The sequence below is a fragment of the Leisingera coralii genome, from assembly GCF_049056525.1.
In the GTDB taxonomy this organism is placed as follows: Bacteria; Pseudomonadota; Alphaproteobacteria; order Rhodobacterales; family Rhodobacteraceae; genus Leisingera; species Leisingera coralii.
In genome coordinates, this window is the sequence record NZ_JBHUPT010000073.1 from 14,184 (window position 1) to 30,736 (window position 16,553).

Annotated in this window: 13 protein-coding genes; 7 read left to right on the top strand and 6 right to left on the bottom strand. The window is 64.9% G+C overall.

Annotation, left to right across the window (positions count from 1 at the left end; all coding sequences use genetic code 11):
• Positions 1 to 193 precede the first annotated feature (193 nt).
• The gene (locus tag ACFMBG_RS20505) at positions 194 to 1,402 is read right to left on the bottom strand and encodes a mandelate racemase/muconate lactonizing enzyme family protein (protein WP_421056535.1); all 1,209 of its coding nucleotides are present in this window, start codon (positions 1,400 to 1,402) and stop codon (positions 194 to 196) included.
• Between the two features lie 12 nt (positions 1,403 to 1,414).
• Positions 1,415 to 3,073 (bottom strand): GMC family oxidoreductase, encoded by a 1,659-nt coding sequence (locus ACFMBG_RS20510; RefSeq protein WP_421056536.1) that lies wholly within the window; start codon positions 3,071 to 3,073, stop codon positions 1,415 to 1,417.
• Positions 3,074 to 3,177: 104 nt separating this feature from the next.
• Between ACFMBG_RS20510 and ACFMBG_RS20515 the strand changes: the two genes are divergently transcribed.
• Entirely contained in the window at positions 3,178 to 4,068 is an 891-nt protein-coding gene (locus ACFMBG_RS20515; RefSeq protein WP_421056537.1) for a LysR substrate-binding domain-containing protein, read from the top strand.
• Here the strand turns inward: ACFMBG_RS20515 and ACFMBG_RS20520 are convergent.
• Entirely contained in the window at positions 4,040 to 4,972 is a 933-nt protein-coding gene (locus ACFMBG_RS20520; protein WP_421056538.1) for a LysR family transcriptional regulator, read from the bottom strand. The two genes, ACFMBG_RS20515 and ACFMBG_RS20520, sit on opposite strands and share 29 nt — an antisense overlap.
• A gap of 95 nt (positions 4,973 to 5,067) precedes the next feature.
• Between ACFMBG_RS20520 and ACFMBG_RS20525 the strand changes: the two genes are divergently transcribed.
• Together ACFMBG_RS20525 and ACFMBG_RS20530 are read left to right on the top strand one after the other, a co-directional pair.
• Positions 5,068 to 5,898 (top strand): aspartate racemase/maleate isomerase family protein, encoded by an 831-nt coding sequence (locus ACFMBG_RS20525; protein ID WP_421056539.1) that lies wholly within the window; start codon positions 5,068 to 5,070, stop codon positions 5,896 to 5,898.
• A 13-nt stretch (positions 5,899 to 5,911) separates the two neighbouring features.
• Positions 5,912 to 6,664, top strand: a complete 753-nt coding sequence (locus tag ACFMBG_RS20530) for a sulfotransferase-like domain-containing protein (RefSeq protein ID WP_421056540.1) — start codon at positions 5,912 to 5,914, stop codon at positions 6,662 to 6,664.
• A 61-nt stretch (positions 6,665 to 6,725) separates the two neighbouring features.
• Here the strand turns inward: ACFMBG_RS20530 and ACFMBG_RS20535 are convergent, their stop codons facing one another.
• The 3 genes from ACFMBG_RS20535 to ACFMBG_RS20545 form a co-directional block, all read right to left on the bottom strand.
• Positions 6,726 to 7,841, bottom strand: a complete 1,116-nt coding sequence (locus ACFMBG_RS20535; RefSeq protein WP_421056541.1) for a cystathionine gamma-lyase — start codon at positions 7,839 to 7,841, stop codon at positions 6,726 to 6,728.
• 202 nt (positions 7,842 to 8,043) lie between these two features.
• Entirely contained in the window at positions 8,044 to 9,735 is a 1,692-nt protein-coding gene (locus ACFMBG_RS20540) for a thiamine pyrophosphate-binding protein (protein WP_421056542.1), read from the bottom strand.
• A 290-nt stretch (positions 9,736 to 10,025) separates the two neighbouring features.
• The gene (locus tag ACFMBG_RS20545; RefSeq protein ID WP_421056543.1) at positions 10,026 to 10,949 is read right to left on the bottom strand and encodes a LysR family transcriptional regulator; all 924 of its coding nucleotides are present in this window, start codon (positions 10,947 to 10,949) and stop codon (positions 10,026 to 10,028) included.
• A 152-nt stretch (positions 10,950 to 11,101) separates the two neighbouring features.
• Between ACFMBG_RS20545 and ACFMBG_RS20550 the strand changes: the two genes are divergently transcribed.
• The 4 genes from ACFMBG_RS20550 to ACFMBG_RS20565 all read left to right on the top strand — a co-directional run bounded on the left by ACFMBG_RS20550 (position 11,102) and on the right by ACFMBG_RS20565 (position 16,445).
• Positions 11,102 to 12,112, top strand: a complete 1,011-nt coding sequence (locus tag ACFMBG_RS20550) for a TAXI family TRAP transporter solute-binding subunit (RefSeq protein WP_366662885.1) — start codon at positions 11,102 to 11,104, stop codon at positions 12,110 to 12,112.
• A 120-nt stretch (positions 12,113 to 12,232) separates the two neighbouring features.
• Positions 12,233 to 14,458, top strand: coding sequence for a TRAP transporter permease (locus tag ACFMBG_RS20555; RefSeq protein WP_421056544.1), 2,226 nt, complete (start codon positions 12,233 to 12,235; stop codon positions 14,456 to 14,458).
• Positions 14,455 to 15,720 carry an NAD(P)/FAD-dependent oxidoreductase gene (locus tag ACFMBG_RS20560; protein WP_421056545.1) on the top strand — a complete coding sequence of 422 codons (1,266 nt, stop codon included), beginning with the start codon at positions 14,455 to 14,457 and terminating at the stop codon, positions 15,718 to 15,720. Before ACFMBG_RS20555 ends, ACFMBG_RS20560 begins: the two co-directional genes overlap by 4 nt.
• A complete protein-coding gene (locus tag ACFMBG_RS20565) occupies positions 15,717 to 16,445 on the top strand; it encodes an aspartate/glutamate racemase family protein (RefSeq protein WP_421056546.1) in 729 nt (242 codons plus the stop codon). Before ACFMBG_RS20560 ends, ACFMBG_RS20565 begins: the two co-directional genes overlap by 4 nt.
• The last annotated feature ends 108 nt before the right edge of the window (positions 16,446 to 16,553 follow it).

The window sequence follows — 16,553 nt, forward strand, 5'->3', positions numbered from 1 at the left end:
GGCGGAAAAGGCCAAGACCCTGATCGATATCCACCCGGAGCTGACCACTGTCCACCTGCCCGCCGCCCGCATGGAAGCGGCGGCAGACGCTATCGCTCAGCGGGTGGAAACCCAAACCAGGCCGGACCCCGCCGTGCTGGAGGCCGCGCTGGTCCTGCGCGCGTCCACTGCGCGCGTGGGTTAAGGCCAGCCGCTACTGAACCACCGGCTCTTGCGCCAGCTCCAGATGCAGCTCGCTGCCGGTGTACGGGCTGGCGGCAATCGCCTCGTCATCCAGCTCCACCCCCAGACCCGGCTCGGAGGACGGGATCACATAACCCTCTTCCCAGGTGATCGAGGACTTGAGGCAGGACATATACGGCCCCTCGAACCGGCCAATCGACTCCAGGATCAGGAAGTTCGGGCTGCAAGCGGAGATCTGGATATTCGCCGCCGCAACCACCGGCCCGCAGTAAAGATGCGGCGCGATCTGCGCCTGCCGGGTTTCCGCCATGCTGGCGATTTTCTTGGCTTCCAGCAGGCCCCCGACCCGGCCCAGATCCATCTGCAGGATCGAGGCCGCGCCGGCCTCCAGAACCCGGGCAAACTCATGCTTGGTGCACAGCCTTTCACCGGTGGAAACCGGCACCGAGGTGAAGCGCGCCACCTCCGCCATATCAGCGGGGTTCTCCGGCGGGACCGGCTCTTCGAACCACAGCGGCTCATAGGGTTCCAGCCGCCGCGCCATCCGTTTGGCGCCAGAGACGGTGAACTGCCCGTGGGTGCCGAACAGCAGGTCCGCGCGGGTGCCAACCGCCTCGCGGATGCGCTTCACGAACATCTCGCTGCGCTCCAGATCCTCCATTCGCGGCTGGTGGCCGTCGTAGATCGTGTAAGGCCCCGCCGGGTCGAACTTAACCGCCGTGAAGCCTTCGTTCACCCGCTGCAAGGCAACTTCGGCGGCCATATCCGGGTCGTTATAGACATTCGGCGTGTCCGGGTCCGGATACACATCCCCCTCCGGCGGGTAGAGGTATGTATAGCTGCGCAGCCGCTCATGCACCTGGCCGCCCATCAGCTCATACACCGGCTTGCCCGCGGCCTTGCCGATGATATCCCAGCAGGCCATCTCCAGCCCGCTCAGCACCCCCATCACCGTCACATCGGGCCGCATCGTGTATCCCGCGCCATAGGACTTGCGCCACAACTTCTCAATGTGATGCGGATCGCAGCCCGCAAACTGGCGGGCAAACATCTCCTTGGCCATCGCACAGCAAAGGTCAGGCCCGAAGGTCGCGTTGTAGATCTCCCCCACCCCGGTGATGCCGCAAGCAGTGGTAAGGCGCACAAAGATGAAATAGCGCCCGCCGTGGCGCGGCGGCGGATTGCCGAACACAAAGGTTTCGATGGTGTCGAGTTTCATCTGACTTCCCTGTCATTCCGCCGCCAAGGGCCTGTTTTCGTTGTCTTCCAGCACCAGCTCCGCCGCCCGTGCCGCCAGCATCATGGTCGGCGCATTGGTGTTGCCGGAGGTGACATTCGGAAAGGCCGAGGCATCAATCACCCGCAGGCCCGCCACCCCATGCACCCGCAGCCGCGCATCCAGTACAGAGTCGCCCGCATCATTGCCCATCCGGCAGGTGCAGGAGGCATGGAACACCGAGCCCGCGCGTTCGCGGAAGTTCTCCAGCAGAGCCGCATCGTCCATGTCCAGAATGTCCGGCGCCCGCCGCTCCCGCGTGACGCGCTTGATGGCGGGCGCCGCCGCCAGCGCCTGCAGCAGACGGCTGGCGCGCACGGCCGTTGCCTTGTCCTCTTCGGTTGACAGCGAGTTCGGCTCGATCCGCGGCGGCTGCGCCGGGTCGGCGGACTGGATGCTGATCTGCCCCCGGCTGGTGGGCCGGCCCGGCTGCACGCACAACAGGAAGCCGTTGTCGCGGTCAATCTGCGGCTTGCCCGAGGGACGCGTCGAATAAGACGCCGGGTTGCAATAGACCTGCACATCCGGCAGCGCCGCACCTTCGGTGCGGACAAAACCGCTGCACTGGTTGACCGGCACGCTCAGCGGCCCCTTGCGGGTCAGCACATATTGCAGCCCGGCCTTCATCTGCCCGCCAAGGCTGCCCAGCCGGTCGTTCAGCGTGGCGGTATTGGCCCAGAAGTAATGCGACACCGCCAGGTGGTCCTGCAGCCCCTGCCCGACCTGCGGCAGATCATGCTTTACCGCGATCCCGTGCCGCTTCAGCAGCGCGGCCGGGCCGATCCCCGACAGCTGCAAGAGCTGCGGAGAGTTCACGGCACCCGCGCTCAGGATCACCTCCCGCGCCGCCGTGGCGGTATGCGTCTGCCCCTTCACCCGGAATGCGACGCCGGTGGCGCGCCCGCCGGCGGTCAGCACCTTCTCCACCAGCGCGCCGCTCACCACGGTCAGGTTGCCGCGCCGCATCGCGGGCCGCAGAAAGGCATCCGCCGAGGACCAGCGCCGCCCGTCCTTCACCGTGCTGCGGACATAGCCCATGCCCTCGCCTGGCAGCGTATTGGCACCTGCATCGGCAGCCGCATTCATGTCCGGCAGGAACGGCCAGCCCAGCTCCTGCCCCGCAGCCAGGAAGTTCCTGGCAAAGGGGTGCATCCGCTCGCTCAGGTCCGTGACCCGCACCGGCCCGCTGCCGCGCAGCCGGCGGCGGCCTTCGTGCCATTCGTCGTGGCTCTCCAGCGCCTCATAGCTGCGGCGGACAGTGTCCCAGCCCCAGCCCGTTGCGCCCGCGGCCTCCCAATCGTCAAAATCATGCGGCAGGCCGCGCACATAGGCCATCGCGTTGATCGAGCTCGACCCGCCCAGAACCTTGCCCCGCGGCCAATAGGCCTCGCGCCCGTTCAGCCCCGGATCCGCCGCCGCCGAATAGCGCCAGTTCACCCTGGGATCCGAGAAGGTAAAGCCATATCCCACCGGGATTTTGATCCAGAACCGCCGGTCAGTGCCCCCGGCCTCGATCAGCAGCACCTTGTACCGCCCGCTGGCCGTCAGCTTGTCGGCCAGCACACAGCCCGCCGATCCGGCCCCGACGATAATGAAATCAAATGTTTTCGCCATGGCGAGCCCGAGTCCGTTAATTTCCCGCGACCTTGCACAGCGCCCCTGACATAAATCAAACAATGTGTTTTACCCCTTAGGCCCCACTGTGCTTAAAGGTAAGCATGACCGACCTGCCCCATGTCACCTGGCTCAAGGCCTTTGAGGCCGCCGCGCGGCTCAACAGTTTCTCTGCCGCGGCGGAGGAGCTGGGCCTGACCCCCGCCGCCATCAGCCAGCAGATCCGCCTGCTGGAAAAGCACCTGAACACCCAGCTGTTCAAACGCCTGCCCCGCGGCGTGGCGCTGACGGATACCGGCCAGGCCTATGCCCAGCCGATCCGCAAATCCTTTGACGACATGCAGCGCGCCACCACCGGGCTGTTCAGCAAGAAACGCAAGCGGGTGGTGCGGCTGCGGGCGACGATCTCCTGCGCTGCCCTGGTGGTCGCGCCGCAGCTGGCCCGTTTCCAGGCCGAACACCCGGATATCTTCGTGCAGCTCTCAACAACCGTCTGGGCCAGCCGCTTCGACGAGGAGGCGCTGGACATCGACATCCGCTATGGCTCCGGCGACTGGCAGGAAAGCCAGATCCAGCATCTGGGCCACGAAAACGCCATTCCCGTCTGCAGCCCTGCCTATGCCGCAACCCTGGGCGGCAACCCGTCCATCGAGGACCTGGCACGCGCCGACGTGGTGCAGATCATCGGTTCCGAGACCGACTGGGGCCGCCTGGCCGATCTGCACGGGCTGACCCTGCAGGTGACCACCGACTGGCTCAAGGCCGACTCCTCATTGCTTGCCTTGCAAACCGTCGCCGCAGGCCACGGTGTGACGATGGTGCTGGAAAGCTTTGCCAAGCAGTATCTGGACCAAGGACTGGTCATCGCCCCCACTGCCCACAAGCTCCCGAAACGCCGCTCCCACTACATGGTGATCAACGACCGCGCGGGCCAGCGGGAGGAGGTGAAGGCCGTCGCTGCCTGGCTCACGTCGCTCTATCAGACGCTGACCTGAAGCCGCCCATCCGCAAGATATCCTCCAGCAAAGCCAGACACTTGCGCGCTGCCGGGTTTTGCTCGCCAAAACGGGTGAGCCGCGCGTAGAGGCAAGTGTCGCGGCTGAACCATCCCCCCGGCAGCTCCACCAGCTGGCCCCGCTCCAGGTAAGGGCCGGCAAAGCCGCGCCACCCCAGCGCCAGCCCCCGCCCCTGCGCCGCGGCCTCCAGCAGAAAGACGTAATTGTCAAAACTCTCCGCCTGCGGCCAGCCCTGCACGCCCTCTGCACTGCTTTGCCAGTCCTCCCAGCGCAGCCAGCCAAAATTCTGCTTTTCCAGGTTCAGGAGCCCCGGCGGGCTGCCCCGCCCGGCCATCGCCGCAACCGCCCTTGCAATCACCTCCGGCGTGCCAACGGGCTTCACCTCTTCCTTGCAGACCACCACGTGCTCCCGCTCCGGCGGGGTCTGCGAGTATTCGAAGACGATATCCGCCCCGGTATCAATGGCGGCCCCCAGCAGATTGTACTCGGCCGTCACAAACCGCAGCTCTGTCTCCGCCCCCAGCGCCGCTCGCAGCGCGCTGTGGCGCGGCAGCAGCAACAGGTGCGAAACCTCATAGGAACAGGTGATCGTCACACCGCTCTCGGGCTTCACGAACTCCCCGACCGAGCGCTGTAACCCATCCAAAGCCTGTACCACAGCCGCATAAAATCCCTCTCCCTTCCGCGTCAGCCGGATCTGCCCGCCGCTGCGGTCGAACAAGGGTGCGCCCAGCCGCAGCTCCAGATTGCGGATATGGCGGCTGATTGCAGGCTGCGAGGTGTTCAGCTCCTCCGCCGCACGGGCAAACCCCTGCAGCCGCGCCACCGACTCAAACGCCGCCAGCGCATTGACCGAAGGCAGGTTATATCTCCGCATAGCCATATCAAAATGGATATGCCTGGATGCACGCGAAAGCAATAGACAGACTCGTCCCTCTGGCGCAGCCTCCCAACCAAGCGCAAACAGGGAGAGCCGGAATGCCGGACTACAAGAAACCCGCCCATTGGGCGAACCCCAGGAACAAGCTGTTCCCGCATCAGGTCGGCTTCACCAGCCCGCCGCATGATTTTGATGCAGCCCCGTCGGATTTCTTGCGCATGGCACCGCGCTCGGTCGGGGTGCACGGCCGGATGCTGCATGTGCCGGACTACGCCCACCAGCTGGACCAGCGGCAGAAGAACTTTGGCCTGCTGGAGGAATTTGTCGAGTGCATGGCCAACAACGGCGCCGATGTCTGCGGCCAGGTCGGCTCCAACTGGGTGCACGCCTCGGGCCTCGGCGTCGAGGGCATCCGCCAGCATTGCGAGATGCTGAGCGACAAGTATGAAACCCCCTTCCACATGGCCGGCTGCGCCATGGTGGAGGCCCTGCGCGACCGGAACGTGGAAAAGGTCGCGCTGAATGCCTGCTACCACCCGGACAGCTGGTACCAGGGCACCGTCGGCTTCCTGAAGGAGGCCGGATTTGACGTGGTCTGGGCCGGCAATTTCCACGATCAGGGCTGGTTCGAGACCCAAGAGGACGTCGACAATTGCATCTGGTGCTTTGACGAGGACCTGATCTGGAAATCCTTCGACTATACCGCCGAACAGGCCCCCCAGGCCGACGCCTATCTGATCAACGGCATGAGCAACTACCGCCGCCCCTCCGACGGTATTGCGCAGCGCCCGGTGCATTACGCCGCCGCCCTGGAGGAGCGCCTTGGCAAGCCCATCATCGGCCATGACATCGCGCTCTACTGGCGGATCTTCAAAACCCTGGGGCTGCGGCCCGAGACCCCGCAGGGCTCCCTGCTGTCCTCTCTCTGAAAGGAATCCCTTGATGCACAAGATCATCGCATTGTGGGCCGTGCCCCGCTCCACCTCCACCGCGTTCGAATGGATGATGCGCCAGCGCGGCGACCTCGATTGCCTGCATGAACCCTTTGGCGAAGCCTGGTATCAGGGCGAGGACCCGCTATGGCCGCGCTTCACCGAAGGCCAGAAAACCACCCCCGGCCTGACCATCGAAAGCGTCTGGGAGGATATCAAGGCGCGGGCCCAAAAGGGGCCGGTGTTCCTCAAGGACTTCCCTCATTATATCAACCACATGTGGGATCCTGAGTTCCTTAGCCACTTCACCCACGCCTTCCTGATCCGCGATCCGGCTAAGACCATCACTTCGATGTACAACAAGTGGCCGGATTTCGATGAGCTGGAGGTCGGCTTCCCCGAGCAGCGCGCGTTGTTCGACCTGCTGACCGCCTTGAACGGCACCCCGCCGCCGGTGGTGGACAGTGACGACCTGCTGGAGAACCCCGAGGAGATAACGCAAGCCTTCTGCGAGGCGGTCGGCATTCCCTTCATTAAGGAAGCGTTAACTTGGGAGCCCGGCGGGGACCCCTCGGCACACAGCTGGTGGGACGGCGGCTCTTTCCACGCCAACCTGGCGAAGTCTGCCGGCCTCACCCGGCAAGCGCGCAAATACGTCGAGATCGAAAACACTCCGGAGCGTGTCCGCCGCGTCCACCGCCGGATGCTGCCGCATTATGAAAAACTGCATCAGCAACGAATCCGCGTGCCGCAGATGGCCTGATCCACACAGGGTTTCACAAGGCTGTCCCCGCGGGGACAGCCTTTCGTTATTAGCTCAAGCCTTACCCGCTCAGGGCATCCAGCGAAGCCGCCATGGCGCTCCACAGCTCCTCCGCGGGCTCGGTCCCGACCGAAATTCGCACAAACCCCGGCGCCACCGCATCCCCCCAGCGGGCGCGGCGCTCAGCTGAGGTATGCACCCCGCCAAAAGACGTCGCCGCCCGGATCAGCGGGCAGTTGTTGATGAAGGCATCGGCCTGTTCCGCGCTGTCCAGAGTGACCGAGATCAGGAAGCCGAACCGCGCCATTTGCTGCTTGGCCAGTTCATGCGACGGGTCGGAAGCCAGCCCCGGAAAACGGATCTGCTGCACCAGCGGATGCGCGGCCAGCCGTTCGGCCAGCACCTCAGCGGTGCTGCACATCCGGTCAAAGCGCACCTCCAGGGTCTCCAGCCCCCGGTGCGCCAGCCAGGCCTCTTGCGGGCCGGGGATGCCGCCGCCGAACAGCCGCCACTCCCGCGCGGCTTGCATCACGTCCGCGTTGCGGGTGGCAAGATGCCCCATCAGCACATCGGAATGCCCGCCGGGTGCCTTGGTGTCGGAGGCCACCACCACATCCGCGCCCAGCTCCAGCGGGCGCTGACCCAGCGGGGTCATGGTGGTGTTGTCGACGATCAGCAGCCCGCCAGCGGCATGAACGGCCTCAGAAACCGCGCGCAGATCGCAAAGGTCCAGGCCGGGGTTGGACGGGGTTTCCGCAAAAACAACGTCAAAACCCTCAAACCCGCCCTCGGCAAAGCGGCTGGTTGGGCGCTGCTCGACCTGCACGCCGAGGTTCTGCAGGAACCGTTCGCTGAGGCGGCGGGTCACGTAGTAACCATCCGAGGGGATCAGGATGCGGGAACCTGCCTTGACCGTGGCAAACAACGACGCCGAGATCGCCGCCATGCCGGAGGGGTAAGCCAGCACCGGCGCATCCTCGAGGTAGCCTAGCACGTGCTCCAGATGCTCCCAGGTGGCGTTGTCGGCGCGGCCATAGCTGGGTCCGCCGCTCCAGTCGCCCGGCAGGTGGTACATCGAGCTGTGGGTCAGCGGCAGCGCCACCGGGTCGCCCTCGGACAGCGTGTTGCCGCGCAGGTGCAGCATGGCTCCGGCCTTGGGTGCGGTTGGTTTGTCCATGGGGCGCCTTTCCTGAAACTGGGGGTTTCAGGATTGATAACCGGCTCAGGAAAAAAAGAAAATCGGGAGCAACAGGTTTAGAGCGTTTCGAAACCGAACGCTGAGGGCAGCACCCGTCCGCGGGCGGAAGCGAAGCGCCCGCCCATGGGGGCGGACGGGCGCTGCCCGGCGTTGCCGCCGGGCGGTACAGTATAGAGAGTATTTACCCCATCCAGCGGCGCACTGGCGCGGCGGCTTCTTCCAGCGCCTGGCAGACCACGTCGATCAGGGTCGGGCCGTCATGGGCAAAGGCCTCCTTGATGGCCTGGTCCAGTTCCTCCGGCCGCTCTACCCGCCAGGTCTTGACGCCAAAAGCCTCGGCCACCGCCGCGTGGTTGGTGCGGTTGAAGTCCACGTTATAGTAGCGCTTGCCGCAGTCATCCCGCTGACTTGCCTTGATCCAGCCGAAGTTCGCGTTGGAGAACACCACATAGGTGATCGGCGCGTTGCAGCGGACCACGGTCTCCAGCTCGCCGCAGGTGAAGTTGAAGGAGCCGTCGCCCATCATCCCCACCACCTTGCTGGACGGACGCCCGAACCAGGCGCCAAGTGCTGCCGACAGCGCATACCCCAGCGCCCCATGGGCGCGGTTGGTAATGTACTGGCGGCCCGGGTGCTTCTGCTGCGAGTAGGCATTGTAATAGGGGCAGCTGGTACCGGGATCGGAAACCACGATGGCGTCGTCGGGCAGGTTCCGGTTCAGCGCGTGGATGATCTGCTCCGGCAGGACCTGATCTGTCTTGCTGTTTGCCAGTTCCTCGAACCTGGCGAACTTGCGCTGCTTGATATCGGCCACTTTGGCGGCACCGCCGAAGGACGGCAGATCACCCTCGCGGCTGTCCAGGTAGGCGTTCACCGCCTGCAGCGCCAGTTTCAGATCCGCCACCACGCCCACCTCGGTCGGGTAGTTGGCGCCAATCACCATCGGGTCGTTGTCGAAATGCACGATGCGCTGGCCGGGCCTCGGCGCTTCCCAGCGCGAGGTGGTGGTGGACCCGGCGCGGCAGCCCATGAAGACCACCAGATCGGCCCCCTCCATCATTTCCCAGGTCTCATCGGTGCCGCCGTTGGAGCCCACCACGCCCAGCGACTGCGGGTGGGTGTCGGCCAGCGAGCCCTTGCCGGAGATCGAGGTGCCGACGGCGATGTCGAGCCGCGAGGCCAGCTTGCCCAGCTCATCCATCGCCTGCGCGATCACCACGCCGCCGCCGCAAACGATCAGCGGCGATTTGGCGGTGAGGATGGCCTCGACGGCGGCCTCTGCAGCACCCGGCTCCGGCGCTGCGCGGTAGGACGGGTAACTGTGGTGCTTGGGATCGCCCCAGATGTCGTCCGCCGCCACATCGTCGTACTGGATGTCATAGGGCAGCCCCAGATGCGCCGATCCGGAACGGCCGGTGGTCATCGCCCGGAACGCCTGGCGCACCATGCGCGGGATGTGATCGGCGCGCTTGATCACCGTGTTGAACTTGGTCAGCGGCCCCATCAGGACCTCCTGATTCACTTCGGTCAGCGGGTATTTCCCATAGGACCCCACGGAAATGTCGGTGGTGATCGACAGCACCGCATAGGAGCTTTCGTTGGCTTCAATGAGGCCCGGCAGGATGTAGGTGGCACCGCCGCCCGACGGCCCCTCGCACACCCCGACCCGGCCGGTCACGCGGGAGAATCCGTCAGCCATATAAGCCGCACTGCGCTCGTCGCGGGTGAGGATATGGGTGATGCCATGCTCCAGCCGGTTCATCGCGTCATAGAAAGGCAGCGTGGTGTCGCCGCACAAGCCAAAGATATGGGTGACGCCATGCGCCTCCAAGGAGCGCACCATCGCCTCGGCGCCGTTAAGCGTATTGGTCATCGTGTTTTTCATGGGTGCCCCCAAAAGCCGTTGTGAAACCTGCCCCCGGGAGATTTCCGGGATTCGTGCGCTAAACTGTATACAATTTAGTAGACAGATGTGAAGACCAAATTTTGAGGCGTGCAATTACGGCCAGATCAATGCGCCAAGCGCCCGCCCCGCCGGGGGAAAGAGGCGCTACGGGAGCTTTGCCGGAGGCACTCCCCGCAGGTTAAAACGGGCGGGCGCGGGACGGCTGCAATCACCGCCGGCGCAGTTGGAACGGGACCCCGGATTTTCCAAAAATCCGTCTACCCGGCAGCGTCCGCCAGGATTTCCGTCACATACGCCCTCCAGGCCTCGGCAAAACTGGCGGCCAGTTGCGATAAAGGCCGCTCGCTGGGGGTCAGGATCGAATAGCCAAAGGGGATCTGCGGCTCGAACGGCAGGAAGCGGATCCGCTGCGCGCCCGCGTTGCTGCGGCGGTAGCTTTCGGCGCTGAGCACATCGACCACGGCACAGGCCTGGCCCGCGGCGATGAAATGGAACAGCGGCAGAAAGTACTGCGCGTCATAGCGCAGGTTGAACTCGGCGCCCGCGGCCAGAAACACCTGCGAGGTGGCCTGATAGGTATTGTGATCCGGCTGCAGCGCGCCCATCGGCAGGCCGTTCAGATCGGCCGCCGTGATCACCGCACGGTCTGCCAGCGGGTGGCTGGCCGGCACGGCGCAAAGGCAATTGCTGGGCAATTCCTCCGCCGTATAGAGCTTGCGGTCGCCGCGGAACCGGGTCATGTCGCAGAAGCCGATGTCAAAGCTGTTGGCCGCCACCAGGCTGCGCACCTGCGGCGAGGAGCGGGTGGCCAGCGTCACCCGCACCTCGGGCTTGCCTGCCACGAACCGGCTGATGAATTCCGGCAGCAGATAGGTCGACGGCCCCGGCATCGCCACGATGCGGATCGAGCCCTGCACCCGGTCGCGCATATTGGCCAGGTTCTGTTGCGCGGTTTCCATCCGCGACAGGATCTCGGTCGCCTCCTCCATCAGGTACTGCGCTTCGGGCACCGGCACCAGGCGGCGGCCCTCGCGCAGGAACAGGGTGAGGCCCAGCTCCTCCTCCAGCGTCTTGATGGCAGCGCTGATGGCGGGCTGGGTGCGGTGCAGGTTGCGCGCCGCCTGGCTGACCGATCCGGTCTTCATGACCTCGTGAAAGACCGCAAGCTGGTGTGAGTTCATGTTCCGGCCCCGCAGCGCAAAGCAATCATAAATCTGATCTATGTATACAGTATAATTTTAAATTTGTACTTATGCTTTTCCTTTATCATGATGCAAAAATCGGAGGAGAGAGCTGCCGGGCAAGGCCGCAGCCAAAACCAAGGGAAGAGACAATGGGAATTTTCAAGAAACTGACCGGGGCCGCGCTGGCCTGCACCATGCTGACCGGCGCCGCGGCGGCGCAGGACATGACCTTTTTCCGCATCGGCACCGGCGGCGCGGGCGGCACCTATTTCCCGATCGGCGGCATCATCGCCAATGCGATTTCCAACCCGCCGGGCTCGCGCTCCTGCGACGAGGGCGGCAACTGCGGCGTGCCGGGCCTGGTGGCAATGGCCCAGTCGACCAACGCCTCGGCGCATAACGTGAACGCGATCCAGGCCGGCCAGATGGAAGCAGGCCTCTCTGGCGCCGCAACCCTGCATTTCGCCTATCACGGAAAGGGCAAGTTCGAGGGCAACGCCAAGCCCGACCTGCGGGTGATTGCCAACCTGTTCCCGGAAGACCTGCACCTGGTGCTGCCCGAGGGCCACAAGCTGGAGAGCCTTGCGGACCTCAAGGGCAAACGCGTCGGGATCGCGCAGGCCGGTTCCGGCACCCAGATCGCGGTTGAGCTGATCCTGGGCGACCACGGCGTCAACCGCGATAACATCGACGAGGCTGAGCTGAACAACGCACAGTCCGCCGAGCGCATCGCTGACGGCCAGCTGGACGCCTATTTCTATGCCGCGGGCACGCCTGTCGCGGCGATGATCCAGCTCGACAACACCAAGGGCATGGAGCTGCACAACTGGTCGGCGGAAGAGGTCAAGATGGCCAACACCACCGTGCCCTACTACATCCCCTCGACCATTCCGGCAGGCACCTATCCGGGTGTGGACTATGACGTGAACACCGTGGCGGTCTCCGGCATGCTGGTCACCAATGCCAACATGGACGAAGAGCTGATCTATCAAATCACCAAGGCGATGTGGTCCGATACCGCCCGCAAGCTGCTGGACAACGGCCACCCCAAGGGCAAGGCGATCACCCTGGAAACCGCCCTGGACGGCGTCGAGGGCATCGGCGTGCCGCTGCACCCGGGTGCTGAACGCTTCTACCGCGAAATCGGCATGCTGAAGTAATTCCTCCCCTGAACTGCGGCAGCAGGGTGCGCTCTGCTGCCGCTCTTGTTTCCCGGCGCCCCTGTCCGCAGCGCGGATGAACGGCGCGCGCCGGAAAGGCTCCCAGACTGGAGACCCCCGATGTCCCTGGACACCCATCTCGACAACAAGGCGCTTGAGGAGCTGGAGAAGCAGTATGACTCCGCTCTGAACACGCGCGACAACGGCCCCACGCTGACCGGCGTCATCTATTGGGCCAGCATCGCCTTTGCCCTTTACCACCTGTGGACGGCCGGGTTCGGCACGCCGGTGGACCATGTGCATATGGGCATTCACCTGGCAGGGCTGTTCCTGTTCATCTTTGTGGGCTTCCCAATGATCCGGACCGCGCACAGCCTGGACTGGCGCGGGCCCAGCCTGCTGCGCCCCGGCAATGTGCCGCTCTATGACTGGGCGCTCACTGGTCTCAGCATGGCGGCGGCGCTGTTCCTCTGGGTCAGCTGGCGCGGCTTCGACATGTTCGGTTTCGACATTGCCGAACAGGCGCTGCGGCAGGGCAACCCCTCCGGCCTCGACGTGTTCTTCGGCTCGGTGCTGATCCTGACGGTGCTGGAGATCGCGCGGCGCACCATCGGCTTTGTGCTGCCGCTGATCATCCTGGTCTTCATGGTCTATGCGTTGTTCGGCCCCTACATGCCCGCGCAGATCCTCAAGCACCCGGGCGTCAACTGGCAGCAGTTCGTCAACAACATGTATTTCCCGTCCGAAGGCATCTTTGGCGTGACGCTGTGGGTGGTCTCCACCGTGGTGTTCCACTTTGTGCTGTTCGGCGTGGTGGCGCAGCGGATGGGGCTGGGGCAGTTCTTTGTCGACAACGCCATGCTGCTCGCTGGCCGCTACACCGGCGGTCCGGCCAAGGTGTCGGTGGTGTCATCCGCCTTCTTCGGCACCATTTCCGGGTCTTCCATCGCCAATACGGTTTCCACCGGCTCGCTGACCATCCCCAACATGAAAAAGCTGGGCTACCCCGGCCATTTCGCAGGCGGGGTTGAGGCGGCGGCCTCGGCAGGCGGCCAGATTACCCCGCCGATCATGGGGGCAGCGTCCTTCCTGATGGCGGAATATCTGGAGGTGCCTTACACCACCATCGTGATTGCGGCGATCGTGCCGGCGCTGATGCACTATATCGGGGTGATCTCGATCGTGCATTTCACTGCCAAGAAGCTCGGCCTCACCGCCTACCCCAAGGATCAGCTGCCCAAGTTCCTGCAGGTCTGGAAGGACGGCTGGTACACCATCATTCCGCTGATCGCGCTGCTGCTGGTGCTGTTCTCGGGCTATTCGCCGAACATGGCGGCCTTCATCGGCCTCAGCCTGTGTGTGGTCACCGGTTTCTGCGCCTTTGACAAGCCGGCCACCCTGCTGATCCCCTTTGCCCTGCTCGGCTTCATACTGTGGAAGGCGTCGCCCTATTCCGGCGAAGGCTACACGCCGGTGATGGCCGGGATGCTGGCGGCGCTGACCATCCTTGCCTGTCTGCATCGTAATGAGCGGCAGAACTTCCGCGACCTGTTCGACAGCTTCCACGTCGGCGTGCAATACGCGCTGGCGGTGGGCGCAGCCTCGGCCGCGGTGGGCATCGTGGTCGGCGTGATCAACACCACCGGCGTCGGATTCCGCCTTGGCTTCATGGTCACCGGGGGGGCCGCGGATATGGCGGCGGCGATTGCCCCGTTCCTGGACTGGACCTCGATCGAAGCCTTCAGCCAGCCGTCGATCCAGCAGTTCCTGTCGCTGGTGCTGATCGCCATGGCCTGTATCCTGATGGGCGCCGGCCTGCCGACCACCGCGCTTTATATCATGCTGGTGGCAGTAGCGACGCCGGCCCTCAGCCAGCTGGGCGTGCCGCCGCTCGCCACCCATATGTTCGTGCTCTACTACGGTGTGATTTCCGAGATCACCCCGCCGGTCTGCGCCTCGGCCTATGCGGCGGCAGGGATTGCGGGCTCCAACCCGTTCCGCACCGGCCTCAATGCCTTCACCCTTGGGCTGGGCAAGCTGATGGTGCCGATGGTGTTTGTCTACGCGCCGACCATGCTGATCGTGCTGCCGGAGCACTTCACGCTGCTCAGCTTCACTCAGGTCACCCTGACCTGCGCGGCAGGCGTCTTTGCCATCGCCACGGCTGTCTCGGCCTACTTCCTGGCCCCGCTCAGCGGTATCTGGCGGCTGCTGATGGCCATCGGAGGCCTGCTGCTGGTGGCGCCCTCCGGCGGCTCCGACATCGCAGCGCTGGTGGTGATGGCACCGGTGCTGGTGCAGCAGCTGGGACAGCAGCGCAAACTTCAGGCAGAGGCCGCGCAATGAGCGGCCCCGCCTCCCCCGATGTAACGGTCCTGGGGGCCGGCATCGTCGGCATCTGCTCGGCCCTCTCCCTGGCCGAGCGGGGCCTTCGGGTCCGGCTCATCGACCGGGACGCGCCGGGCCAGGCGACGTCCTACGGCAATGCCGGCATCATCTCCCCCTGGTCGGTGGTGCCGCAATCCATGCCGGGCCTGTGGAAGAAGGTGCCGGGCTGGCTGCTGGACCCGCTGGGGCCGGTGACGGTGAAACCCGCCTACCTGCCCAAGGTCGCGCCCTGGGGCCTGCGGTTCCTGTCGGAGGGGCGCGAGGGGCGGATCCAGCAAATCTCCGATGCGATGGACACGCTGAACCGCAATTGCGTCGAGCTGTACCGCCAGCATCTGGCGGGCACCGGGCATGAGGATCTGGTGCAGGACAGCTATTACGTCCATGCCTTCCGCAACGCGGATGCCGCTGATCTGAACTCGGTGGATTACCGGATGCGCGGCGACCGCGGGGCCGACATGGAGCGGATCGGCGCGGCGGAGCTGCGCGATCTGGAACCGGCGCTGACGCCCGAGTTTCAAGCCGCGATCCTGATCAAGGGCCAGGCCCGGGCGACCTCTCCGGGGCGCATCGGCACTGTGCTGGCCGGGAAGTTCCAGGCGATGGGCGGCGAGATCCTGACCCGGACGGTGCGGGGCATCCTGCCTGCACAAAGCGGCGGCTGGACCTACACCACCGAGGCAGGGCAGGAGTGGACGCCCAAGCTGGTGCTGGCGATGGGGGTCTGGTCCGGCGAGCTGCTGAAACCCCTTGGCATCAGGATCCCGATGGAATCGGAACGCGGCTACCACGTGTCGTTCCGCTCCCCTGGCGTCGCGCTCAACAACTCGATCATGGATATGGACATGAAATTCGTGGCCTCCTCGATGGAGGAAGGGCTGCGGATGGCGGGAACCGCCGAGTTTGCGGGCCTCGACCAGCCCCTGAACCGCAAACGCCTCGACGGGCTGGTGAAACTGGCCAAGGCGCTGCTGCCGGACCTGCGGGCAGACGACATGGACACCTGGTCCGGCCAGCGCCCCAGCCTGCCCGACAGCCTGCCCTGCATCGGCGAGGTCGAGGGCTTCCCGGATCTGATCGCCGCCTTCGGCCACAGCCATTACGGCCTGATGATGGCGCCGAAAACAGGGCGGCTGGTGGCGGATATCGTGAGCCAAACCCCCGTGAATGAAGACCTGTCGCCGTTCCGCGCGCGGCGTTACGAAAGGATCAAGGCATGACCATCCACCCCGGCGGCCAGAACATCTGCGGCGTCTCCATCGGCGTGCTGGCGCTGGAGAGCTACTTCCCCAAGCCCCCCGGCCATATCAAGAACCCCTCCAGCCTGCAGTTCACCACGCTTTACGAGATGCTGGACGGGATCACCGTGCCGAAACTGCTGGCAAACCCGACCGGCGAGATGAAGGACCGGCTGATCGAGGCCGCCAAAAGGCTGGAGGCCAAGGGGGTGCGGGCGATCACCGGCTCCTGCGGCTTCCTGGCGATTTTCCAGAAGGAGATCGCGGCGGCGGTGAATGTGCCGGTGTTTGTCTCCTCGCTGATCCAGGTGCCGCTGGCGCATCAGATGACCGGGCGCACGGTGGGGGTGATCACCGCCTCCGCCGCCAGCCTGACCGATGCGCATCTGCAAGGTGTTGGCGCGGAGAACACACCCATCGTGGTGCAGGGGCTGGACGATGCGGAGGAATTTTCCACCGTAATCCTGCGCAACGAGCGCACGTCGATGGATCTGGCCAAGGTGGAGGCGGAGCTGCTGGCCGCCGCCAAGGGCATGATCGCCCGCAACTCCGGGATCGGGCCAATCGTTCTGGAATGCACCGACCTGCCGCCCTATGCCCATACCCTTCAGGCAGAGCTGAACCGGCCGGTGTTCGACATCATCACGCTCTCGGAGATGGTGCATAGGGCCGCGCTGCGTGCGCCGTTTCCAGGGTTTATCACCTGAAGCCGTGAGGGCAGCGCCCGCCCATGGGGGCGGACGGGCGCTGCCCGGCGTTCCGCCGGGCGATTCCCTACAGAAATTTCCACCCCTCAGCCCCGGATTTTTTTGTAT